Annotated in this window: 21 protein-coding genes and 2 pseudogenes; 11 read left to right on the top strand and 12 right to left on the bottom strand. The window is 52.1% G+C overall.

What is annotated here, in order from left to right; genetic code table 11:
* Nucleotides 1–332: pseudogene (locus ACOTXL_RS23370) on the bottom strand (tail fiber domain-containing protein); the annotation flags it as partial.
* A gap of 130 nt (nucleotides 333–462) precedes the next feature.
* Between ACOTXL_RS23370 and ACOTXL_RS23375 the strand changes: the two are divergent.
* From ACOTXL_RS23375 to ACOTXL_RS23395, 5 genes and pseudogenes are all read left to right on the top strand, one after another.
* Nucleotides 463–1020 (top strand): recombinase family protein, encoded by a 558-nt coding sequence (locus ACOTXL_RS23375; RefSeq protein ID WP_045351089.1) that lies wholly within the window; start codon nucleotides 463–465, stop codon nucleotides 1018–1020.
* A gap of 202 nt (nucleotides 1021–1222) precedes the next feature.
* Nucleotides 1223–3220 (top strand): BCCT family transporter, encoded by a 1998-nt coding sequence (locus ACOTXL_RS23380; RefSeq protein ID WP_042863324.1) that lies wholly within the window; start codon nucleotides 1223–1225, stop codon nucleotides 3218–3220.
* Between the two features lie 65 nt (nucleotides 3221–3285).
* Nucleotides 3286–4584, top strand: coding sequence for a DUF2254 domain-containing protein (locus tag ACOTXL_RS23385; RefSeq protein ID WP_045351079.1), 1299 nt, complete (start codon nucleotides 3286–3288; stop codon nucleotides 4582–4584).
* A gap of 165 nt (nucleotides 4585–4749) precedes the next feature.
* A pseudogene (locus tag ACOTXL_RS23390) lies at nucleotides 4750–4920 on the top strand (NADP-dependent isocitrate dehydrogenase); the annotation flags it as partial.
* Between the two features lie 75 nt (nucleotides 4921–4995).
* Nucleotides 4996–5241: a YmjA family protein gene (locus ACOTXL_RS23395; protein WP_022650806.1), complete on the top strand. Its 246-nt coding sequence runs from the start codon at nucleotides 4996–4998 to the stop codon at nucleotides 5239–5241.
* Nucleotides 5242–5245: 4 nt separating this feature from the next.
* Here ACOTXL_RS23395 and ACOTXL_RS23400 read toward each other — a convergent pair whose 3' ends face one another.
* Both ACOTXL_RS23400 and yncL read right to left on the bottom strand, forming a co-directional pair.
* A complete protein-coding gene (locus ACOTXL_RS23400) occupies nucleotides 5246–6745 on the bottom strand; it encodes an EAL domain-containing protein (RefSeq protein WP_045351081.1) in 1500 nt (499 codons plus the stop codon).
* Between the two features lie 124 nt (nucleotides 6746–6869).
* Complete coding sequence (gene yncL / locus ACOTXL_RS23405) at nucleotides 6870–6962, bottom strand: stress response membrane protein YncL (protein ID WP_071524166.1); 93 nt, start codon at nucleotides 6960–6962, stop codon at nucleotides 6870–6872.
* Nucleotides 6963–7334: 372 nt separating this feature from the next.
* Between yncL and ACOTXL_RS23410 the strand changes: the two genes are divergently transcribed.
* Nucleotides 7335–7583, top strand: a complete 249-nt coding sequence (locus tag ACOTXL_RS23410) for a GlsB/YeaQ/YmgE family stress response membrane protein (RefSeq protein ID WP_003857896.1) — start codon at nucleotides 7335–7337, stop codon at nucleotides 7581–7583.
* 53 nt (nucleotides 7584–7636) lie between these two features.
* Here the strand turns inward: ACOTXL_RS23410 and yoaJ are convergent, their stop codons facing one another.
* From yoaJ to ACOTXL_RS23425, 3 genes are read right to left on the bottom strand one after another with little or no spacing between them, the layout of a single operon-like run.
* Nucleotides 7637–7711: a protein YoaJ gene (gene yoaJ, locus ACOTXL_RS23415; RefSeq protein WP_015570794.1), complete on the bottom strand. Its 75-nt coding sequence runs from the start codon at nucleotides 7709–7711 to the stop codon at nucleotides 7637–7639.
* Nucleotides 7712–7810 (bottom strand): YoaK family small membrane protein, encoded by a 99-nt coding sequence (locus tag ACOTXL_RS23420; protein WP_015570793.1) that lies wholly within the window; start codon nucleotides 7808–7810, stop codon nucleotides 7712–7714.
* A 45-nt stretch (nucleotides 7811–7855) separates the two neighbouring features.
* Nucleotides 7856–8884, bottom strand: a complete 1029-nt coding sequence (locus ACOTXL_RS23425; protein WP_022650808.1) for a sensor domain-containing diguanylate cyclase — start codon at nucleotides 8882–8884, stop codon at nucleotides 7856–7858.
* Nucleotides 8885–9196: 312 nt separating this feature from the next.
* Here ACOTXL_RS23425 and ACOTXL_RS23430 point away from each other — a divergent pair, with 312 nt between their 5' ends.
* Both ACOTXL_RS23430 and ACOTXL_RS23435 read left to right on the top strand, forming a co-directional pair.
* Entirely contained in the window at nucleotides 9197–9451 is a 255-nt protein-coding gene (locus tag ACOTXL_RS23430) for a DUF333 domain-containing protein (protein ID WP_023315857.1), read from the top strand.
* Nucleotides 9452–9531: 80 nt separating this feature from the next.
* Nucleotides 9532–9837, top strand: coding sequence for a hypothetical protein (locus tag ACOTXL_RS23435; protein WP_022650810.1), 306 nt, complete (start codon nucleotides 9532–9534; stop codon nucleotides 9835–9837).
* Here ACOTXL_RS23435 and ACOTXL_RS23440 read toward each other — a convergent pair whose 3' ends face one another.
* The gene (locus tag ACOTXL_RS23440) at nucleotides 9838–10182 is read right to left on the bottom strand and encodes a DUF488 domain-containing protein (protein WP_003857886.1); all 345 of its coding nucleotides are present in this window, start codon (nucleotides 10180–10182) and stop codon (nucleotides 9838–9840) included. It abuts the gene before it with no gap.
* Nucleotides 10183–10332: 150 nt separating this feature from the next.
* Here ACOTXL_RS23440 and ACOTXL_RS23445 point away from each other — a divergent pair, with 150 nt between their 5' ends.
* Entirely contained in the window at nucleotides 10333–11040 is a 708-nt protein-coding gene (locus ACOTXL_RS23445; RefSeq protein ID WP_032609014.1) for a CTP synthase C-terminal region-related (seleno)protein, read from the top strand.
* A gap of 31 nt (nucleotides 11041–11071) precedes the next feature.
* Here the strand turns inward: ACOTXL_RS23445 and ACOTXL_RS23450 are convergent, their stop codons facing one another.
* A complete protein-coding gene (locus tag ACOTXL_RS23450) occupies nucleotides 11072–12259 on the bottom strand; it encodes a CynX/NimT family MFS transporter (protein ID WP_045351083.1) in 1188 nt (395 codons plus the stop codon).
* A gap of 99 nt (nucleotides 12260–12358) precedes the next feature.
* On the opposite strand from ACOTXL_RS23450, the gene ACOTXL_RS23455 reads away from it, so the two are divergent.
* On the top strand, nucleotides 12359–13150 hold the full coding sequence (locus ACOTXL_RS23455; protein ID WP_045351084.1) for an AraC family transcriptional regulator: 792 nt from the start codon (nucleotides 12359–12361) through the stop codon (nucleotides 13148–13150).
* On the opposite strand, the gene ACOTXL_RS23460 is transcribed toward ACOTXL_RS23455, so the two are convergent.
* The 3 genes from ACOTXL_RS23460 to ACOTXL_RS23470 form a co-directional block, all read right to left on the bottom strand.
* Nucleotides 13134–13580 (bottom strand): DUF441 domain-containing protein, encoded by a 447-nt coding sequence (locus ACOTXL_RS23460; protein ID WP_003857881.1) that lies wholly within the window; start codon nucleotides 13578–13580, stop codon nucleotides 13134–13136. The genes ACOTXL_RS23455 and ACOTXL_RS23460 overlap by 17 nt on opposite strands.
* Nucleotides 13581–13686: 106 nt before the next feature.
* On the bottom strand, nucleotides 13687–15723 hold the full coding sequence (locus ACOTXL_RS23465; protein WP_023315858.1) for a TIM-barrel domain-containing protein: 2037 nt from the start codon (nucleotides 15721–15723) through the stop codon (nucleotides 13687–13689).
* Between the two features lie 15 nt (nucleotides 15724–15738).
* Entirely contained in the window at nucleotides 15739–17070 is a 1332-nt protein-coding gene (locus tag ACOTXL_RS23470; RefSeq protein ID WP_045351085.1) for a glycoside-pentoside-hexuronide (GPH):cation symporter, read from the bottom strand.
* 287 nt (nucleotides 17071–17357) lie between these two features.
* Here ACOTXL_RS23470 and yoaI point away from each other — a divergent pair, with 287 nt between their 5' ends.
* The gene (gene yoaI / locus ACOTXL_RS23475) at nucleotides 17358–17459 is read left to right on the top strand and encodes a small membrane protein YoaI (RefSeq protein ID WP_017384693.1); all 102 of its coding nucleotides are present in this window, start codon (nucleotides 17358–17360) and stop codon (nucleotides 17457–17459) included.
* Between the two features lie 20 nt (nucleotides 17460–17479).
* On the opposite strand, the gene ACOTXL_RS23480 is transcribed toward yoaI, so the two are convergent.
* Nucleotides 17480–17968: a YbaK/prolyl-tRNA synthetase associated domain-containing protein gene (locus tag ACOTXL_RS23480; protein ID WP_045351086.1), complete on the bottom strand. Its 489-nt coding sequence runs from the start codon at nucleotides 17966–17968 to the stop codon at nucleotides 17480–17482.
* Nucleotides 17969–18033: the final 65 nt, after the last annotated feature.

The raw sequence follows: 18033 nt of genomic DNA on the forward strand, positions 1-18033 counted from the left end.
GCCTCGATGTTTGACAGCGATTCGTTTAGATCCAGATCCCCGGTCACTTTCTTAAAGTTAATGTCCGATGTTCCTGCTGACTGAAATACCGTCCACGGAGCATCTGTTTTTGTAGTTTGAGGATTCGTGTTTAACAGAAAACGGCAATAGCCAGCTCCGCCAGTGGTAACCCACATTTGCGCTATGCGCTGAGTGTTATAAGAGCTTTGGTAGCCACAGCCATTGGCAGGAGCCCAACTGGTGTTACCGTCAGCATCACTGATAAACGATGAGTTTGCATCATTTGGCCTTGGAGCCTGGTATGTTCCAACCCCAAAAGCCCCTACTTGCATGATGTTCCCGGCAGCCGTTCCGACGTCCTTTGTCGCGCTACTTCCCAAACCGACGTTTTATAGATTGCTCTCGAGCAGCCTGGCCGATAACTTCACCAGATTTTTTAGCAGAAATAACTGGGTGAAAAATATGCAAATTGGCTATGTAAGGGTGTCAACAAATGACCAGAATACGGATCTTCAGCGGCAAGCACTCGAACGCGCAGGATGTGAACAGATTTACGAAGAAAAAATGAGCGGAACGGTAGCGAACAGGCCAGCACTAAAAAAACTTCTCAAGGCATTAAACGAGGGGGATACGCTGGTGGTCTGGAAGCTGGATCGCCTTGGGCGCAGCATGCGTAATCTGATGCTGTTGGTGGACGAGCTTCGGCAGCGCGGTATCCACTTTAAGAGCCTCACCGACAGTATAGATACATCAAGTCCGATTGGGCGTTTCATTTTTCATATTATGTCAGCTCTAGCAGAAATGGAGAGGGAGTTGATAGTGGAACGCACTCGGGCGGGTTTGGCGGTTGCGAGGGAAAAGGGGCGGATAGGCGGCAGGCGTCCGAAGTTAACTGCTGAACAATGGGCGCAGGCCGGGCGGCTCATTTCAAATGGTGTTGAAAGAAAGCAGGTAGCAATAATTTATGACGTGGCAGTTTGCACGCTATATAAAAAATTTCCTGTATCTAAGCTGATTTAAGTCTTTCTACGTGCCTCAGTCTTGTGACTTTCAACAATTATGATGAGAGAGTATTACAGCAGACCAAATCGGAGAAAGCATATGAGAATATAACCACAACATGACTTCTGATTATATGCCCCATTTACTGCTAGTTTTTGCTAGTCTATGAAAGGCAATGCCTGTCATCTTAAGTGGATCTAAGTTAATGGAATGAATAATTATGAGTGAAAATGATACAATCCCAAAGCAGTCCAAAAGCCAGATTAACAAAGCGGTATTCTTTACATCTGCTTTGTTAATTTTCCTTCTTGTCGCCTTTGCCGCTGTATTCCCGGATATTGCCGACAAAAATTTTAAACTTCTACAGCAGCAAATCTTCACGAATGCCAGCTGGTTCTACATCCTTGCGGTGGCCCTCATTTTACTGAGCGTCACCTTCCTGGGACTCTCACGCTACGGTGATATTAAGCTGGGCCCGGACCATGCGCAGCCTGATTTCAGCTATCACTCCTGGTTTGCGATGCTTTTCTCGGCAGGGATGGGGATCGGCCTGATGTTCTTTGGCGTTGCTGAACCGGTGATGCATTATCTTTCACCTCCCGTTGGCACCCCAGAGACAGTTGCGGCAGCGAAGGAAGCAATGCGCCTGACGTTCTTCCACTGGGGCCTGCATGCATGGGCAATCTATGCCATCGTGGCGTTGATCCTGGCCTTCTTCAGTTACCGTCACGGTCTGCCATTAACGCTGCGTTCCGCACTCTATCCCATTATTGGCGATCGCATATATGGGCCTATAGGCCATGCGGTAGATATTTTCGCCGTTATCGGCACGGTCTTTGGCGTTGCGACATCGCTGGGGTACGGTGTTTTGCAGGTGAATGCTGGTTTGAATCATCTTTTTGGGGTGCCCATCAATGAAACGGTGCAGGTCATTCTGATCGTTGTCATCACGGGACTAGCGACGATTTCGGTGGTGTCCGGCCTGGACAAGGGAATACGCATCCTGTCCGAACTCAACCTGGGCCTGGCGGTGCTGCTGCTGGCTCTGGTCCTGTGTCTGGGACCAACCGTGCTTCTGCTGAAGTCATTTGTGGAAAATACGGGCGGTTATCTTTCGGAACTGGTGAGTAAAACGTTCAACCTTTACGCGTATGAACCTAAGTCGAGCAACTGGCTGGGGGGCTGGACATTATTGTACTGGGGATGGTGGCTTTCATGGTCGCCTTTTGTGGGGATGTTCATCGCAAGGGTCTCTCGCGGTCGAACCATTCGCGAGTTTGTTACCGGCGTGCTGTTTGTTCCCGCTGGCTTTACGCTCATGTGGATGACGGTGTTTGGTAACAGCGCAATCTATCTCATTATGAACCAGGGGGCGACTGACCTCGCCAATACCGTTCAGCAGGATGTCGCGCTGGCCCTGTTTAATTTCCTGGAGCATTTCCCGTTCTCCTCCGTACTGTCATTCATTGCAATGGCGATGGTCATCGTCTTCTTCGTCACGTCTGCTGACTCGGGGGCAATGGTTGTGGATACGCTGGCATCAGGTGGGATGGCAAACACCCCTGTCTGGCAGCGTATCTTCTGGGCGTCGCTCATGGGCATTGTAGCAATTGCACTTCTGATTGCGGGTGGGCTAAGCGCGCTGCAAACGGTGACAATAGCGAGTGCATTACCCTTCTCAGTGATCTTACTGGTATCCATATACGGACTGTTAAAAGCCCTGAGACGGGATTTGACGAAGCGTGAAAGCCTGAGCATGGCAACTATTGCGCCGACGGCTGCACGTAACCCGATTCCCTGGCAGAGAAGGTTGCGTAATATCGCCTATCTGCCTAAGCGTTCTCTTGTGAAACGCTTTATGGACGACGTTATCCAGCCCGCCATGACGCTGGTTCAGGAAGAGCTCAACAAGCAGGGAACGATTAGCCACATTAATGACGCTGCCGACGATCGTATTCGCCTTGAAGTCGATCTGGGTAACGAATTGAACTATATTTATGAAGTGAGGCTTCGCGGGTATAACTCGCCAACCTTCGCCCTTGCTGCTATGGATAATGATGAGCAGCAGGCTGAGCAACATCGATATTATCGCGCAGAGGTTTATCTCAAAGAAGGCGGTCAAAATTATGATGTGATGGGCTGGAACCAGGAACAGTTGATTAATGACATACTGGACCAGTACGAAAAACATCTGCACTTTCTGCACCTGGTTCGTTAATACAATCAAATGCCGCCCTCCAGGGCGGCATTAATTTATCTTGGCCATAATACGAGGGAATGCAAATGATCTCACGCTGGCAATGGATTCTGAAGCAGGTATTTAAAAAGTTATGGTTCAGGGCTGGATTATTCGCAATTGTAGCGATAATGACGGCTCTTTTATCAATTCTGTTTAAATCAATGATCCCTGAGTCGGTATCGGTGAAGGTTGGCGCAGAAGCTGTGGATAATATACTAAATATACTGGCATCGAGTATGCTAGCAGTTACCACATTTTCGCTTAGTATCATGGTCACAGCGTACGGATCAGCTACAACTAATGTGACACCAAGAGCTACACGATTAGTTGTTGAAGACGTAACCACACAAAATGTACTGGCCACATTCATCGGTTCATTTCTCTTCAGCCTGGTAGGGATCATTGCTCTTAATATGGGAGCCTACGGAGAAAGGGGGAGAGTCATTTTATTCGTCGTCACACTGGTGGTCATTGGTTTAATTCTCATCACATTGCTTCGTTGGATACAGCATTTGACCTCCCTGGGAAGGGTTGGTGAGACGACAGCAAAGGTGGAACAGGCAGCAATCGAAACATTTGTTGAAAGAGCTAAAAGTCCATATCTGGGCGGATATCCATGGCTTGAGAACAATGAACAACCAAACGGAACGGTTGCAGTTTATCCAGAGATAATTGGCTATGTTGAATATATTGATATGCTGAAACTCAGCAGGTTGCTAACTGAGGATCCTCGACATGTATATCTTGTAGCACAGCCAGGCAGCTTCATACACCCCTCGATGCCAGTTTTGTATCTGAGTCAGGGGCAGGGGCCATTAATCAGTAAAGACCTGCTTGATACAATCATCGTCTCAGATGTACGTTCATTTTCTCAGGATCCCCGATTTTGTCTTAGCGTTATGGCTGAAATAGCCTGCAGGGCCCTTTCACCGGCAGTGAACGATCCTGGCACCGCAATTGATGTCATTGGCAGAGGTGTACGAGTACTATCCGCTTATGCGCAGAATAAATCTGATGAAACTGAAGTGATATATCCTTCAATACATGTTGCGCCACTTCAGAACAGGGAACTACTGGAAGACTTTTTCTTACCTATTGCCCGTGATGGTGCCGGTATGAGTGAGATCCAAAGGAGAGTGCTCAAAGGGCTATCAATGTTAGGAAGTAGTTGGCCGCGCGAGTTTGAAGATGCTGCACATATTTTGGCACGTGAAATTTTAGAGTATGTAAATCGTGCAGCTCACACCGATTCCGATAAGGCTCGGATTCAATTAGTCTATGAACGTTTATTTTCCGACATACAATCAAAAACTATCAATGTTAAAACCGGCAAGAAGAACTAATGGGTTTGGGATGCGTTTCATAATTGAGGATTGCCTAAAAGAGGTTATCAAAACCCAAACTTCATCGAAATTAATCAATGGGTTAGGTAAAGGTTTAAAAAGCTTGACTAGAACTCCAATTATGATAGATTCCTCTAAAATTCAATGAATTACTTTCGCCTTGTTGAAATACTGCTGCGTCATATGGAATGGTTCGAAGCCGCAGACCTGATCGTTAAGGGTATGGAAGGCGCGATTAACGCGAAAACCGTCACTTATGACTTTGAACGTCTGATGGAAGGCGCTAAACTGCTGAAATGCTCAGAGTTTGGCGACGCGATTATCGCGAACATGTAATCCACTCGCTGGGTTAAATGACAACGGGAGCCTGAGGGTTCCCGTTTTTTATGCACACAAGACGGAAACAACGCTATGACCCATGATATCCCGCTCAAGTATTATGACATCGTCGACGAGTATGCGACTGAAACGGCGAAACCGGTAGAAGAGGCAGAGCGTACGCCGCTGGCACACTATTTCCAGCTGCTGCTCACTCGCTTATACAACAATGAGGAAATCAGTGAAGAGGCGCAGCGGGAGATGGCTGTCCAGGCGGAGATAGACGAAGCGCGCATTGACGATATTGCGAACTTCCTGAATCAGTGGGGCAATGAATAACGCGTCATCGCGCTGAGTCTGCCAGCAGCCTGGCGAGGTCGTGCCGGGTTAGCGACTTTGAAAAGTACCAGCCTTGTACGAGGGCATCGGGGTATCTCTGCGCGATGAACTGAAATTGTGTTTCGCTTTCAACCCCTTCAAAAACCAGGGTTTTGTTCAGTTTAGCGAGCGCGTCGCTGAAGATCACCAGGATATCCTGTTTATAGTGCTCGCTGATGCCGTCCACTAACGACTTATCTACCTTGATTTCGTCATATTTGAGATTTGTGAGCCTGGCAAGATTAGAGTTTTGCACGCCAAAATCGTCTATTGAAATTTTGACGCCTGCCGATTTAAGCTCCTCACAAAACTCTTCAAGGATGGCCGAGGTGGAAACGCCATTCTCGGATAACTCAACTTTGATTAACGATAAAGGAATCGCGTTCTCTGAGCATGCATGACGTAATACCGACAGGAATTTGCCGTCTTCAATTTCCGTCCGGCCAACGTTCAGTGAAACCATTAACTGATGTTCAGCGGCCAGCGCGGCAATTTCCGCCAGGGATTTCTTTATCATGTTCTGATAATAAACGTTATACAGGCCAATTTTTTTGATTAACGGGATAAACAGCTCAGGAGAAACCTCTTTGTGATTGTTATCCTGCCATCTTGATAACACTTCAACCCCGACGATTTTCTTATCAGCAACCCGAATAACAGGCTGAAAATGAACGCTGATGGTATTCGCTTTTACCGCTTTGACCAGCGTTCGTTCCAGAGAACGTCGGTCTTCATAAAGTCGAAGAGAAAACAGCGTCAGGGATACCCAGATAAAGTATAAAAACAAGCACAGAAGCACCATCACTACGTGGGAGAGCGAAGCCAGTCCGGCATCGTGGTGTGTGACGGTAACGCACAAATCCCAGCGTGTACTGCACTCTGTCACAGCCAGCGTAAATAACAGAGACTGTAAGCGGCTGAAGTTTTCTGATGGCGGCGTAACGGTGAAAAAGGTGCGGCCGAAATCTTTAGTGGAAGAACGAAGCGAATAGTTGGCGGTAACGGGGGCAAATTTATCGTAGGCTGAACGGGAGGTGAAAATAATAAGGTGGTTATAAATTGTCGCATTACCGATAAAGAAATCTTTCTGCGAAAACTGCGCCAGACTGAATCCGTTCTGGGTTTTATGCAGCTCAGGGGGAAGGGCGATGGGATTTGCCAGCTTGCCCCAAAACGCGGTGCAGGTGATTTTCCCCTTTTCAATAAACCCCACATCGGCGAAATAGAGACTACGCATCTTTAATTTTCGGTAGACGTTCAGACTGGCGCTATCGCATCCCTGCGCGGAGGTATTTTTAAGCGTACTGGCGATATTTTGCGTTAACTCTTCGGAATAGCTTAAGAGCGTGTGGGAGATCTCCCTCTGCCGGTTCTTTTGCTGCTCAACGATAATGGCGTTAACCGCATACAGCGACAGGACGACCATTAGGGTTGAGATGATAGCAACGGCAATGGCCTTCTTCATTTTCCTGCTGTCCCGCCACGTCCTGAGGTGCAGGGATCTTATCACAGGTCATAAAAGCTACAAGTATGAGAGTTGAGCCGGCACGGAATCGGAAGGAAATCCACCCTGCCAGGCTCCTTTCAACTCAGAACCACTCAAACCGTGTTGAGAGCAGTAACAGTAGCGTACTGGCAGAAACAAGATTAAGGCAGATGACGAACTTGCTCGATACGTTCATGTTATCAACGCTTTTTGGTTATTCAGAAGCCACAGAGAATAGCGTTTCACCTCCACAGAAAAAACGCCAGATTTTGGTGGGTTGAGGCAAAAAAAAAAGCCCACTAAAAAGTGGGCAAGAAATACTGGAAGCAATGTGAGCAATGTCGTACTGAATACCTGAGTTATTTGCTCAACTATTCAGTAATGAGAAAGATAATCTTTCTCAGTAGAAGATGCAACCCCAGGATGAGTGTGGATCGACATTTTTTACTGCTCATATTTTACTCAAACGAGCCGTGTGATTCTTATCACAAATTTCCTTTCTCAGATCCTGTGCTATCCTTTTCTGTGTCGTTGATTTAATGACAAAAACCATACAGAGAGGAAAGCTATGGGAATTTTATCCTGGATTATCTTTGGGCTGATTGCGGGGATCCTGGCGAAGTGGATTATGCCGGGCAAAGATGGCGGCGGTTTCATCGTCACGATCATTCTGGGGATTGTGGGTGCAGTCGTCGGCGGCTGGATCAGTACCCTGTTCGGCTTTGGCAGAGTTGATGGCTTCAACTTCGGCAGCTTTGTCGTCGCGGTGATTGGCGCGCTGGTTGTTCTGTTTATCTACAGAAAAATCAAAAGCTAAATCTGACCTGTGTTAAAAAAGGCTGCCTGACGGCGGCCTTTTTACTTTGGGCGTTACCACCAGCCTAACTGCGTACCGGCGACGGCCACGATGGCGACAATCAGCATGATGATGGTCGTTTTTCTCATTTATGCCCCCGGCGCGGCGTAACCGCCAAGGAAAAACCAGCCTAAAAACACCACCGCTGTGATAAAAATAACCACCGGAAAGAGGATCCCTATTCTCATGCCATCACCTGTTTGAGTTTGTATAAGGCCGTAGAGTGTACGGTTTTAATCTAACGCGACAAAGCCTGTTTTGCTTTTTCCTTTTTTATCCTGATACATCGCGAGGTCCGCGGTGCGCAGGGCGCTATCTTCATCCGTGCTGTGAGGATCAACAATAACGACGCCAAGGCTTGCACCGGGATAAAGAATGGTGGCATTGCCTAACCCGTATTCGCCCGCAATAAGACCATTGAGGCGGGTTTTGATTGCGTTGATCTCTGTACTGGCGTCGCCATCAACGCTGTGACTCAGGCTGGCAACCAGAAATTCATCGCCGCCGAGCCGGCCAATAATCTCATCCTGCGTTTGCTCGTGAGTCAGTCGCTTGCCGACCTGTACGAGAAAGCGATCGCCCGCCTCATGCCCGTACTGGTCATTGATTCGCTTGAAATCATCGAGGTCAATAAAGGCAATCATGACGTTGCGGCTAAGATGGCGCGCCAGTGAGAACAGGGTGGTAAGGTTTTCAAAAATGGCGCGACGATTCGGCAGGCCGGTAAGGGCATCGGTGTAAGAGTGGGCAATGAGCGCCGCATTTGCTTCACGAAGCTGAAGCACAAGCGACTCTTTCTGAATGTACTGACCAATTAACCCTGCAAAGAGCCTGATCACCTGCTCGCCACGCTCGCTGAACTGTTTCTGTGCGGTGCTGGCAGCGCAAAGCGTGCCGTACAGAGAACCGTCAGCCAGGTGAACCGGCACGCTCATATAGGTTGTAATACCCAGTGCTTTTGCCGCTTCACACTCCGGCCAGCGGTCGGGCACCTCGTTACTGAACAAAGTGTCGCTATCCATGGCGCGCTTACAGAGCGTTTCGTCCCAGGGCACGCTGAACCCTTCCGGGATTTGCATTTGCTTGCTGTTACGGGCATATAAAATGTGCTGCAAACGCGCGTTAATATCGATTTTGGTCAGGTAGGTTGATTCCATATCCGTCACAATTTCCAGCATTTCCAGTAGCTGACGCACAAGACTGTCGAGAGATTGCTCAGTGGAGAGGGTTTCTGAAACACGGGCAAGAATGATATCTGACATGAGGCAGGTTGACTCCCATGCAGAAGACCTCTGTATCTGCATGTTATGCTGAAAATTTAGACTCCGGTCATAGTAAAACATGAACAGGATTAATTTTATAGATTCTTCTGAAAGCGGATGAGGGAGAGGCTAAAAAAAAGCCCCGATGTTGAGATCGGGGCAAAACATCTTGATTACGGAATGATGTTCTCTGGTCAGTGTGAGAACAGGTATCACTATAAGGGGGAATCGTGCAGGTTTAATGGAGAAATCATGGAGAAAATGGCGATGACCCGTTACTCTGACGTTTTTACACCCTGAAGGATCATGATAATGAAATATCTTCTCCTGGCGCTTGTTGTACCGCTGGCCGCCTGCTCAACAAAGACCACCCCTTCTGATGCGCCTCAACCGCCGCACGCTATTGGTATGGCAAACCCGGCGTCAGTGTACTGTCTGGAGAAAGGGGGAGAGCAAATCCCTGTTCAAAGCCCGCAGGGTGTACGTACCGAGTGCAAATTACCAGGCGGGGAAGTGATCGATGAATGGGATCTCTACCGACGCGATCACCCGCAACCAACCAGATGACAAGGGCAATAAAACTGCGATACACTTCTCTTTAGGATTATTCTTAGCCAGTTTCTGGCAGTACGTTTGCGAGAAGAAGTATGTTTCAGTTAAAACCGGGCAGCATGGCGATGATCGTGGGTGCGCGTACGGCGGCAGGCCGTCGAAATATCGGTAAATCCGTGGAGCTGTTTGGCCTTTGTCAGCCGGGCCAGCGTTTTGTAAACCCGGTTAACGGCGTCATGACGCAATTACCTGATACATCAGCACGTGCGCTGTGGCTGGTCACCGGTGATGTTTACGCCTTTGATAACCAGCACGGTTTTGCGTTTGTTCGCCCGGAACATTTGATGCCGCTAACTCCCGACGAGATGCCACACAACGTGGATGAGCTGGCGATCGGTTAATCACAGTTTACGTAGCCAGTCCGCCAGTACCCGCGCGTGATTCTGCTCCCTATTTTTCGCCCCGTAGAGTAGCGTCACGGTCTGCTGTCGGGCGAGGGCCGCCAGGCGTTTGCCTTCATCCTGATGCTGCGCCAGCTCTTTACGATAGGCTTCACTGAACGCAGTGAAATCTATCGTTTCACTGTGAAAAGCTTTTCGCAGTTCGCTGGACGGCGTTAGCGATTTACACCACTCATCACAGGCGAGGTCGGTCTTTTTTATTCCTCGCGGCCAGAGTCTGTCTACCAGCACCCGGTAACCATCGTCTGATGTTGCCTGTTCATATACGCGCTTACATTGAATCATCCGTTTTCCTCCTGCCGTGCGACGTTCGGCAAGAACACTATAGCACCCGGCTTTTATCCACCCAATTTAAGGTATTGTGATAATTGCAAAAGATCGGTAGTCTGAGGCTCCTTATGTTATCTGAAAATCCTCCGGCATAAGGAATCTCTCATGGAACTCTCCCCGGTTAAAACGACGCTGCGCATTGCGCTGGTTGGTGATTTCAATCCTGATGTTATTGCGCACCAGGCGATCCCGCTGGCGATTGACGACGCCGCTGCGGTTCTGGATCTCACCGCTGATTATGACTGGCTCGCCACGCCTGAGCTGACCAGCCCCGAAGACCTGGTCGGGTACGATGCCATCTGGCTGGTACCGGCAAGCCCGTATAAAAACACCGAGGCGGCGTTTATTGCGGCGCGTTACGCGCGTGAGAATAGCATCCCCTTTCTCGGCACCTGCGGCGGGTTCCAGCATGCGCTGATTGAGTATGCGCGTAATGTACTGGGCTGGCACGATGCAGGCCATGCCGAAACCGATACCGAGGGAAGGATGGTGATTGCGCCGCTGACCTGCTCGCTGGTAGAAAAAACCGACGCGATAGAGCTGCGGAATAACACGCTGATTGCCAAAGCGTATGGCAAGCCGGAAATTCAGGAGGGGTATCACTGCAATTACGGCGTCTCACCTGAGTTTGCCAGCCAGCTTGAGCGGGGCGACATGCGCGTAACGGGCTGGGACGAGCAGGGCGAGATCCGCGCGGCAGAGCTGATAACCCATCCTTTCTTTGTCATCACCCTGTTCCAGCATGAGCGGGCTGCGCTTCAAGGGCGACCTGTCGTGCTGGTACAGGCCATGCTGCGGGCGGCGCAGGGATAAAAAAAGCAGACCGTCAGGTCTGCCTTGAATGTCAGCGGGGTGTGATCTCCCGGTCACGCCCGGCCAGCATGCCGCACAGGGCCATCACTACCGCAGCCAGCGCACAGGCCAGCAGCGGAATGCGCCAGTCTCCGGCGGTATCGTGAATTTTCCCCATCAGCGGTGGGCCACAGGCCGCCAGAAGATAGCCAATCGACTGTGCCATGCCGGAGAGCGCGGCGGCCTGATGTGCCGAGCTGGCCCGCAGTCCGATAAACGTCAGGCCGAGGATCATGGTGGCGCCGGATCCAAAGCCAAACACCAGCGTCCAGACGACGGCCAGCCCCGGCGCGAACCAGAACCCGGCCGCACTGACAGCGCACATCAGAGCGACAAGCCCGGCTATGCCACGCTGATCGTTAAGACGGTGCAGGATCAGCGGAATGGCGAGACCGGGAACAGCGGTTGCCAGCTGGAGAAGCCCGTGCATGGAGCCAGCCTGCGTTTCGCTGTAGCCGTGGCTAAGCAAAATCGCGGGTAACCAGCCGATAATGACATAGTAAATCAGCGAGTTAATGCCCATAAAAAGCGTCACCTGCCAGGCGAGTGCCGAGCGCCAGATAGCCTGGTTGTGCAACGCGCCCGCGCCGGTCAGGGTGGCGGCCGGCCTCTGGCGCCATTGCGGTAACCACAGCAGCAGCGCCACCAGCGGGAAGAACATCAGCATCAACAGCGCTCCGTGCCAGCCACCACTCCCCAGCGACAGCGGGACGATCAGCGCCGACCCTGCGGCAGCGGCGGCCCCCATCGTCAGCGAATACGCCCCCGTGAGTTTTGCGACCTGGCCCGGAAAATCACGTTTGATTAAGCCAGGTAACAGGACATTGCCCAGCGCAATCCCACAGCCCACGATCGCCGTACCGATAAACAGCAGCGCGGCCGACGGCAGCGAACGTACGCCAATCCCGATGCAAATCAGCAGCAGAGCGATAAAAAGGCTGCGCTCCATGCCCAGGCGCCGGGCGACGCCTGCGGCAAGGGGAGAGATAAAGGCGAAGGCAAGCAGGGGCAGCGTTGTGAGCAGGCCGGTTTGCGCCGTGCTTAAGCCATAGTCCTGTCGGATGGTGTCGAGCAGGGGGGCGACACCGGTAAATGTGACGCGCAGCGTCGTGGCGATCATCAGGATGCCTGCAACCAGCAGCGCACCCTGTTTCCCGGAAGGTTGAATAGCAGTAGTCATTATTGTCTCTTACGTTCAGGCGAGCGCATACCATACCGATTTAAGTCGTGGTTGAAATCAGGCTAAAATGACAGTTTATCGCTAATATCGGACAACTTTATGTACGGACTGGGGCTCGACGGCTACGATCCCGATAGCCAGCACGACGCGGCGGTGGCCTTTCGCATCCGGGTGGTGGCACAGGAACAATTTATTCCGCTGCATCAGCACCGCAAAGGGCAGCTGATTATGGCGCTGGGTGGAGCGATCACCTGTGAAGTGGAGAGCGCGATGTTGATGGTGCCGCCCCAGTATGCGGTGTGGATCCCAGGACAAACGCCGCACAGCAACAAGGCGACGCCCGGCGCGCAGCTTTGCCTGCTGTTTATTGAACCCGGTGCGCTCGAATTGCCGACGCGTACCTGTACGCTGAAAATATCGCCCCTGGTGCGGGAGCTGGTGCTGGCGCTTGCGGACAGGTCACGGGAAGAGTTGCCTCTTCCCGCTACGAGAAGGCTGGTAGACGTCCTGTTTGATGAACTGCCCCTGCAACCGCAGGAGCATCTACAGCTGCCGGTATCTCCGCATCCAAAAATTCGCCTGATGAGTGAGACCATGGCAAACGAACCTGCCGCCTGGCAGACGCTGGCGCAGTGGGCCAGCCACTTTGCCATGAGCGAACGCAATCTGGCGCGGCTGGTGGTGAAAGAGACCGGCTTAAGCTTTCGCCGCTGGCGGCACCAGCTCCAGCTGATTGTCGCATTGCAGTTTTTGATCGGCGGAAAGTCGGTTCAGCAGGCGGCGCAGGCGCTGGGGTATGACTCCACCACCGCCTTCATCACCATGTTTAAGAAAGGACTGGGACAGACGCCGGCCCGCTATATCGCCAGCCTGACTACGACTTCCCGATAAACAGCGAAACCAGACCGGCAGCAATCAGCGGGCCAACCGGCACGCCACGAAACAGCGCCACGCCTAACACGGTGCCCACCAGCAGCCCGGCCACCAGCGAAGGCTGGCTGCTCATCAGCGTCACGCCGCGACCGCCAAGCCACGAGACAAAAACGCCCACCGCAATCGCCACCAGCGATTTCCAGTTTACAAAGGAGTGCAGCAGCGTTGAGGCCGGTAGCGTTCCGCTGGCAATCGGGGCCATCACGCCGATGGTCAAAATAATGATCCCGATGGTAAGCCCCTGTTTTTCTATCCACGGGAAGAAGGTGTTCAACGGTGTGACGCGAACGATGATCAGGACCAGAATGGAAATCGCGACGGTGGTGTTGTGGCTGACAAAACCCAGTGCAGCCAGGGCCAGAAGTATGAGCAGTGTAGGGTCGAACATGACGGGATCCTTGCCAAAAATAGTAAGCCTGCTTACTTTACGCGCAAACGCGACGGCAGGCAGGCTTTACTGAAAAAATTGTCTATTTTTGGGCACTTGCCTGACGTCAGTCCACCAGCTGCTGGATAAGCGGACTTCCTTCGCGGATAAACACCGGGATGGTTTCCAGCGCCGCAGGCACCCTGATATGCTCCCCACCGGCGTAGCGCTCACCGTTGAGAGCGACCCAGCTATTGCCCGTCGGCAACCAGACATCGCGCTCACGCTGGCCGGCCTGCATAACCGGTGCCACCAGAAGATCTTCGCCAAACAGATACTGATCTTCACACGCCCAGCTCTGCTTGTCCTGCGGATAGTGCCAGAACAGCGGACGCATGAGCGGGTCTCCGTGCAGATGAGCCTGCTGGTACAACGCGTCAATATACGGGCGCAGGGTTTCGCGCACGGTAAGCCAGTGCTGCATGATGGCGTAATTCTCTTCTCCGTAACTCCACAGCTCATTAGGCGAACCGCTGTTACACTGAGGAATGCCGTCACGGTAGCGCTCCGGAGGCTGGATCTGCGGTTCGCGATAGCCGTGCATGCGCAGAACCGGTGTAAACACCGCCCACTGGAACCAACGGATCAGTAATTCGTGGAACGCCGGGTCGTTAACGTTCCCTCCCTGGAAGCCGCCGATATCGGTCGTCCACCATGGGATCCCCGCCAGGCCCATATTCAGTCCCGCGGCGAGTTGATTGCGAAAAGCATGGAATGAGGAGTGGACATCACCCGACCACGCCAGCACGCCGAATCGCTGGCTGCCTGCCCAGGCGCAGCGTACAAGGTTAACAATGTCGGTTTCACCGTTTGCCTGGAGCCCATCGTAAAAGCCCTGCGCAAAATCACGCGGGTAGCGATTGCCCACTTCCAGTACCGGACCGGCGTGGTAGCGATAGTTGTCAAAATCATAGGCGCGGTATTCCGGTTCCGCTTCGTCCAGCCAGAACAGCTTAATGCCCATGTCGTAGTAATTTTTCTTCACCGTATCCCAGACGAATTTCCGCGCCTCAGGATGGGTCGCATCAAAGAAGGTGGTATTGCCCATAAAGTCGAGGTTGACCTGCACGCCACGTTCACTGCTGACCAGCCAGCCTTTGGCTTTCATCAGCGGATAGAGAGGGCTGCGCGCCTCTACCGTTGGCCACACCGACACCATCAGCGCAATACCCATTTCGCGCAGCTCGTCGACCATCCCTTCAGGGTCGGGCCAGTCTACGGGGTCGAAGCACCAGGTGCCCTGATTCGGCCAGTGGAAAAAGTCGATGACCATTACCGACAGCGGCAGATTACGGCGGCGATACTCCCGCGCAACCTCAAGCACCTCCTGCTGGGTACGGTAGCGTAATTTGCACTGCCACAGCCCGCTGATAAACGCCGGGGCGGCGGGCGGAGTTCCGGTGGCTTTTACATACTGGCGGGTGATATCCGCCACCGTGTCAGCGGCGGTGATCCAGTAGTCCATTTCTCCCGTCACGCGGGCGCGCCATTCCGTCTGATTTTTTGCAAAGCTGGCTTCACCAATCGCCGGATTGTTCCACAGCAGGCCATAGCCAAGGCTGGACTGCATAAAGGGCACGCTGGCCTGGGAGTTGCGCTGCGCCAGTTCCAGCGTACAGCCTTTCAGATCCAGCCACGGCTGTTGATACTGACCCATGCCATAGATGCGTTCATCCGGACGCGATTCAAACCGGACGGTGAGCTGATATTTTCCCCCCATTAGCGGCTTAAATTCACGGCCATCCAGCTTCAGGGCGCTGACATATTTATCCTGACTCTTCTCGCTGGCACCGATACCCACCGTTGAACGCTGGCGCCACATCTCTTCCAGCAGCAGTTCGCCGCGCTGATTGTAGAAGGCCAGCTGACCTTTAAGGTTCAGCGTCGCGGTAATATTGCCGTTGCGCAGCGTCAGGCTTTCCGCTTCGGCGATAATCTCAGCCTGGCAAGGGGCGGCGGGCAACAGTGCCTGTAAGGCGTCCTCAAAAGCCGGGGAGCAGGTGGCCCTGACGCGCAGGCTGTTTTCTCCCCACGGTTCAATACGCAGGATCTGGCGTTCAAAACGCCATTCGATGCTGTTGGAATGTTGAATCAGCTCACTCATGGATAACGCGTCCTTCTAAACAGGGTGTTTGGCGAGATGGATGGATTGCATTGTGTTGTCGTCGAGCTTATACCAGCGCAGCGTGGCAAACGCGCAGAGTGACAAGACGCCAGGCACGACGGTGAAGAGGGCGATGATGCAGTACATGGCCGTGTTGGTCTGCTCCGGGGCATTGGCAACATAACCGCTTAAGCCCAGCGTCCAGCCAACAATCGCGCCGCTGATCGCCATCCCCAACTTGAGTACGGCGAGGAAAGTGGAGAAGATCACGCCGTCCATGCGTTTGCCCTGTTTCCATTCGCCGTAATCGGCGACGTCCGCCATCATTACCCACATCAGCGTGGTGGTGGCCTGGTAAAGGGTGGAGACGATAAACGTCATGGGCACCAGAATAAGCACCGACTTAGGCGCAAAGAACAGAGCGATGCTGAGTACCCCCGCCAGTACGGAACAGTATCCAAACATCTGCACTTTGCTGACGTTCTGCGTCAGACGTTTGGCCAGCGCGCTGCCTGCGGCTTTCCCGAGAATATGCGCCCCGAGCATCCACATAAAATAGCTTGCGCTACCGAGATAATAAGTGACGAAATACATCATTGCGCCAAGGCGAATAACGCCAAAACCAATGTTGGTTAATACCAGGACGGCGACAATCCGCCATTGGTCGTTTCGTAATAAATCCCGCAGTTCCGCAAGATAATTATTGTGGGTAGCGGGAGCCTTAATACGTTCACGCGTATTGGCGAAGCAGATCCAGAACATGACGACCGCGACGGTCGCCATAATGGCCATTGCCCAGCGGTAGCCCAGTAATTTATCGTCGCCACCTAAAAACTCTGCCAGCGGCATCATAAAGAATGTCGACAGCGCGCCACCCAAAGTGGCAAGGAAAAAGCGATAAGACTGGAGGGAAATTCGCGCATCGTTGTCGGGCGTAATCACCGCGCCCATGGAGCAATAGGGAATATTGATTGCGGTATACATCAGCATCATCAGGGTATAACTGACGGTAGCGAAAATCATTTTACCGTGCAGATCGAGGGACGCCGGCACGGCGTAGGTCAGCAGACAACTTGCGCCAAAGGGCAGCGCCAGCCACAGCATCCAGGGACGGAATTTGCCCCAGCGCGTGCGCGTCCTGTCAGCGATATAGCCCATCGCCGGGTCTATTATGGCATCGGCGGTTCTCGCCAGAAGAAACATGGTGCCCACGAATGCGGCAGGTAGCCCCACCACGTCCGTATAGTAAAACGTCAGAAAAATAATGACGTTATCCAGCCCAATATGGCTCGCCATATCGCCTAACCCATAACTGATCTTTTCTTTACGGGTAATTATCTCGGTCATTGTATTCACCTTGCCAGTGTAAGGTTTATTTTTGAGGTGCTCCGTAAACAGGGTTAACCAGGATGAAAAGGTTAACAATTGCGAGATCTGGCATCGGGGTTACGTAAATTTCTTTTCGTGATACCGGTAACAAATAAAGTATTTAAACAGTGACTTTATACGGAGGAGGATAGTTAACAGCGAATCGTTTCAGCGGAAAAAATCGTCTTTTCGCGGACGCGTCATTGTCATTTAGCTGTCATTGTGGGGGAGTAAAAAAGAGGTAAATGGGCAAAGCAGAGGGCATCATGAACGATCCTATGTTTGTCGAAACGCTAATTATTTCCTCATCATTTTTTATCATCGCGATTATTTTGATTGCTTCCGTGCTGCTGCTGGAAAACGGCTGACCGTTAGCCAGCCGCTGTATTTATTGTTTACGGAACGTCACCAGTTCAGGACGGGCGATACGCAGATAGTCCTGGGTATCCATTATCACCGATTTTTCCAGCAGGCCGGCGTTAAAGGCGATCTCATCGAAGCGCTCAAACAGCAGCGGATCGGCGACCAGCGTCAGATCCGGATGAAAACTGAAGGGGGGAATGGCGCCGAAAACGCAGCCGGTAAGCGCATCCACTTCTGCCGGACTGGCGAGAGAGGCCTTTATCCCACCGAAATGGCTGGCCAGCAGGCTCAGATCGGCCTGCCGATCGGCGGCGAGGATTGCCAGAATATGTTTCTTAACGCCGTTGCCTTTTACCTTGCAGACCAGTGCTTTTGCACCCTGCCGGAGATCGGTCCCGCGAATTTCACTGACCGCTTCGCATTTCCCAACGGCCTCATGCGCCACCACGCGAAAGCGCGCCTCCTGCTCGGTTAATAAGCTGATTACCGGAATGGAGTGGCAGTTGGAAGGCATGAGCCTGAAGTGCAGTCTGATAATATTGTTGTTTATGCGATAGATTTTTCAAAATGGATCTTGCT

It is taken from the genome of Enterobacter cloacae complex sp. IR5402, assembly GCF_049238125.1.
GTDB classification, from domain to species: Bacteria; Pseudomonadota; Gammaproteobacteria; order Enterobacterales; family Enterobacteriaceae; genus Enterobacter; species Enterobacter hormaechei_C.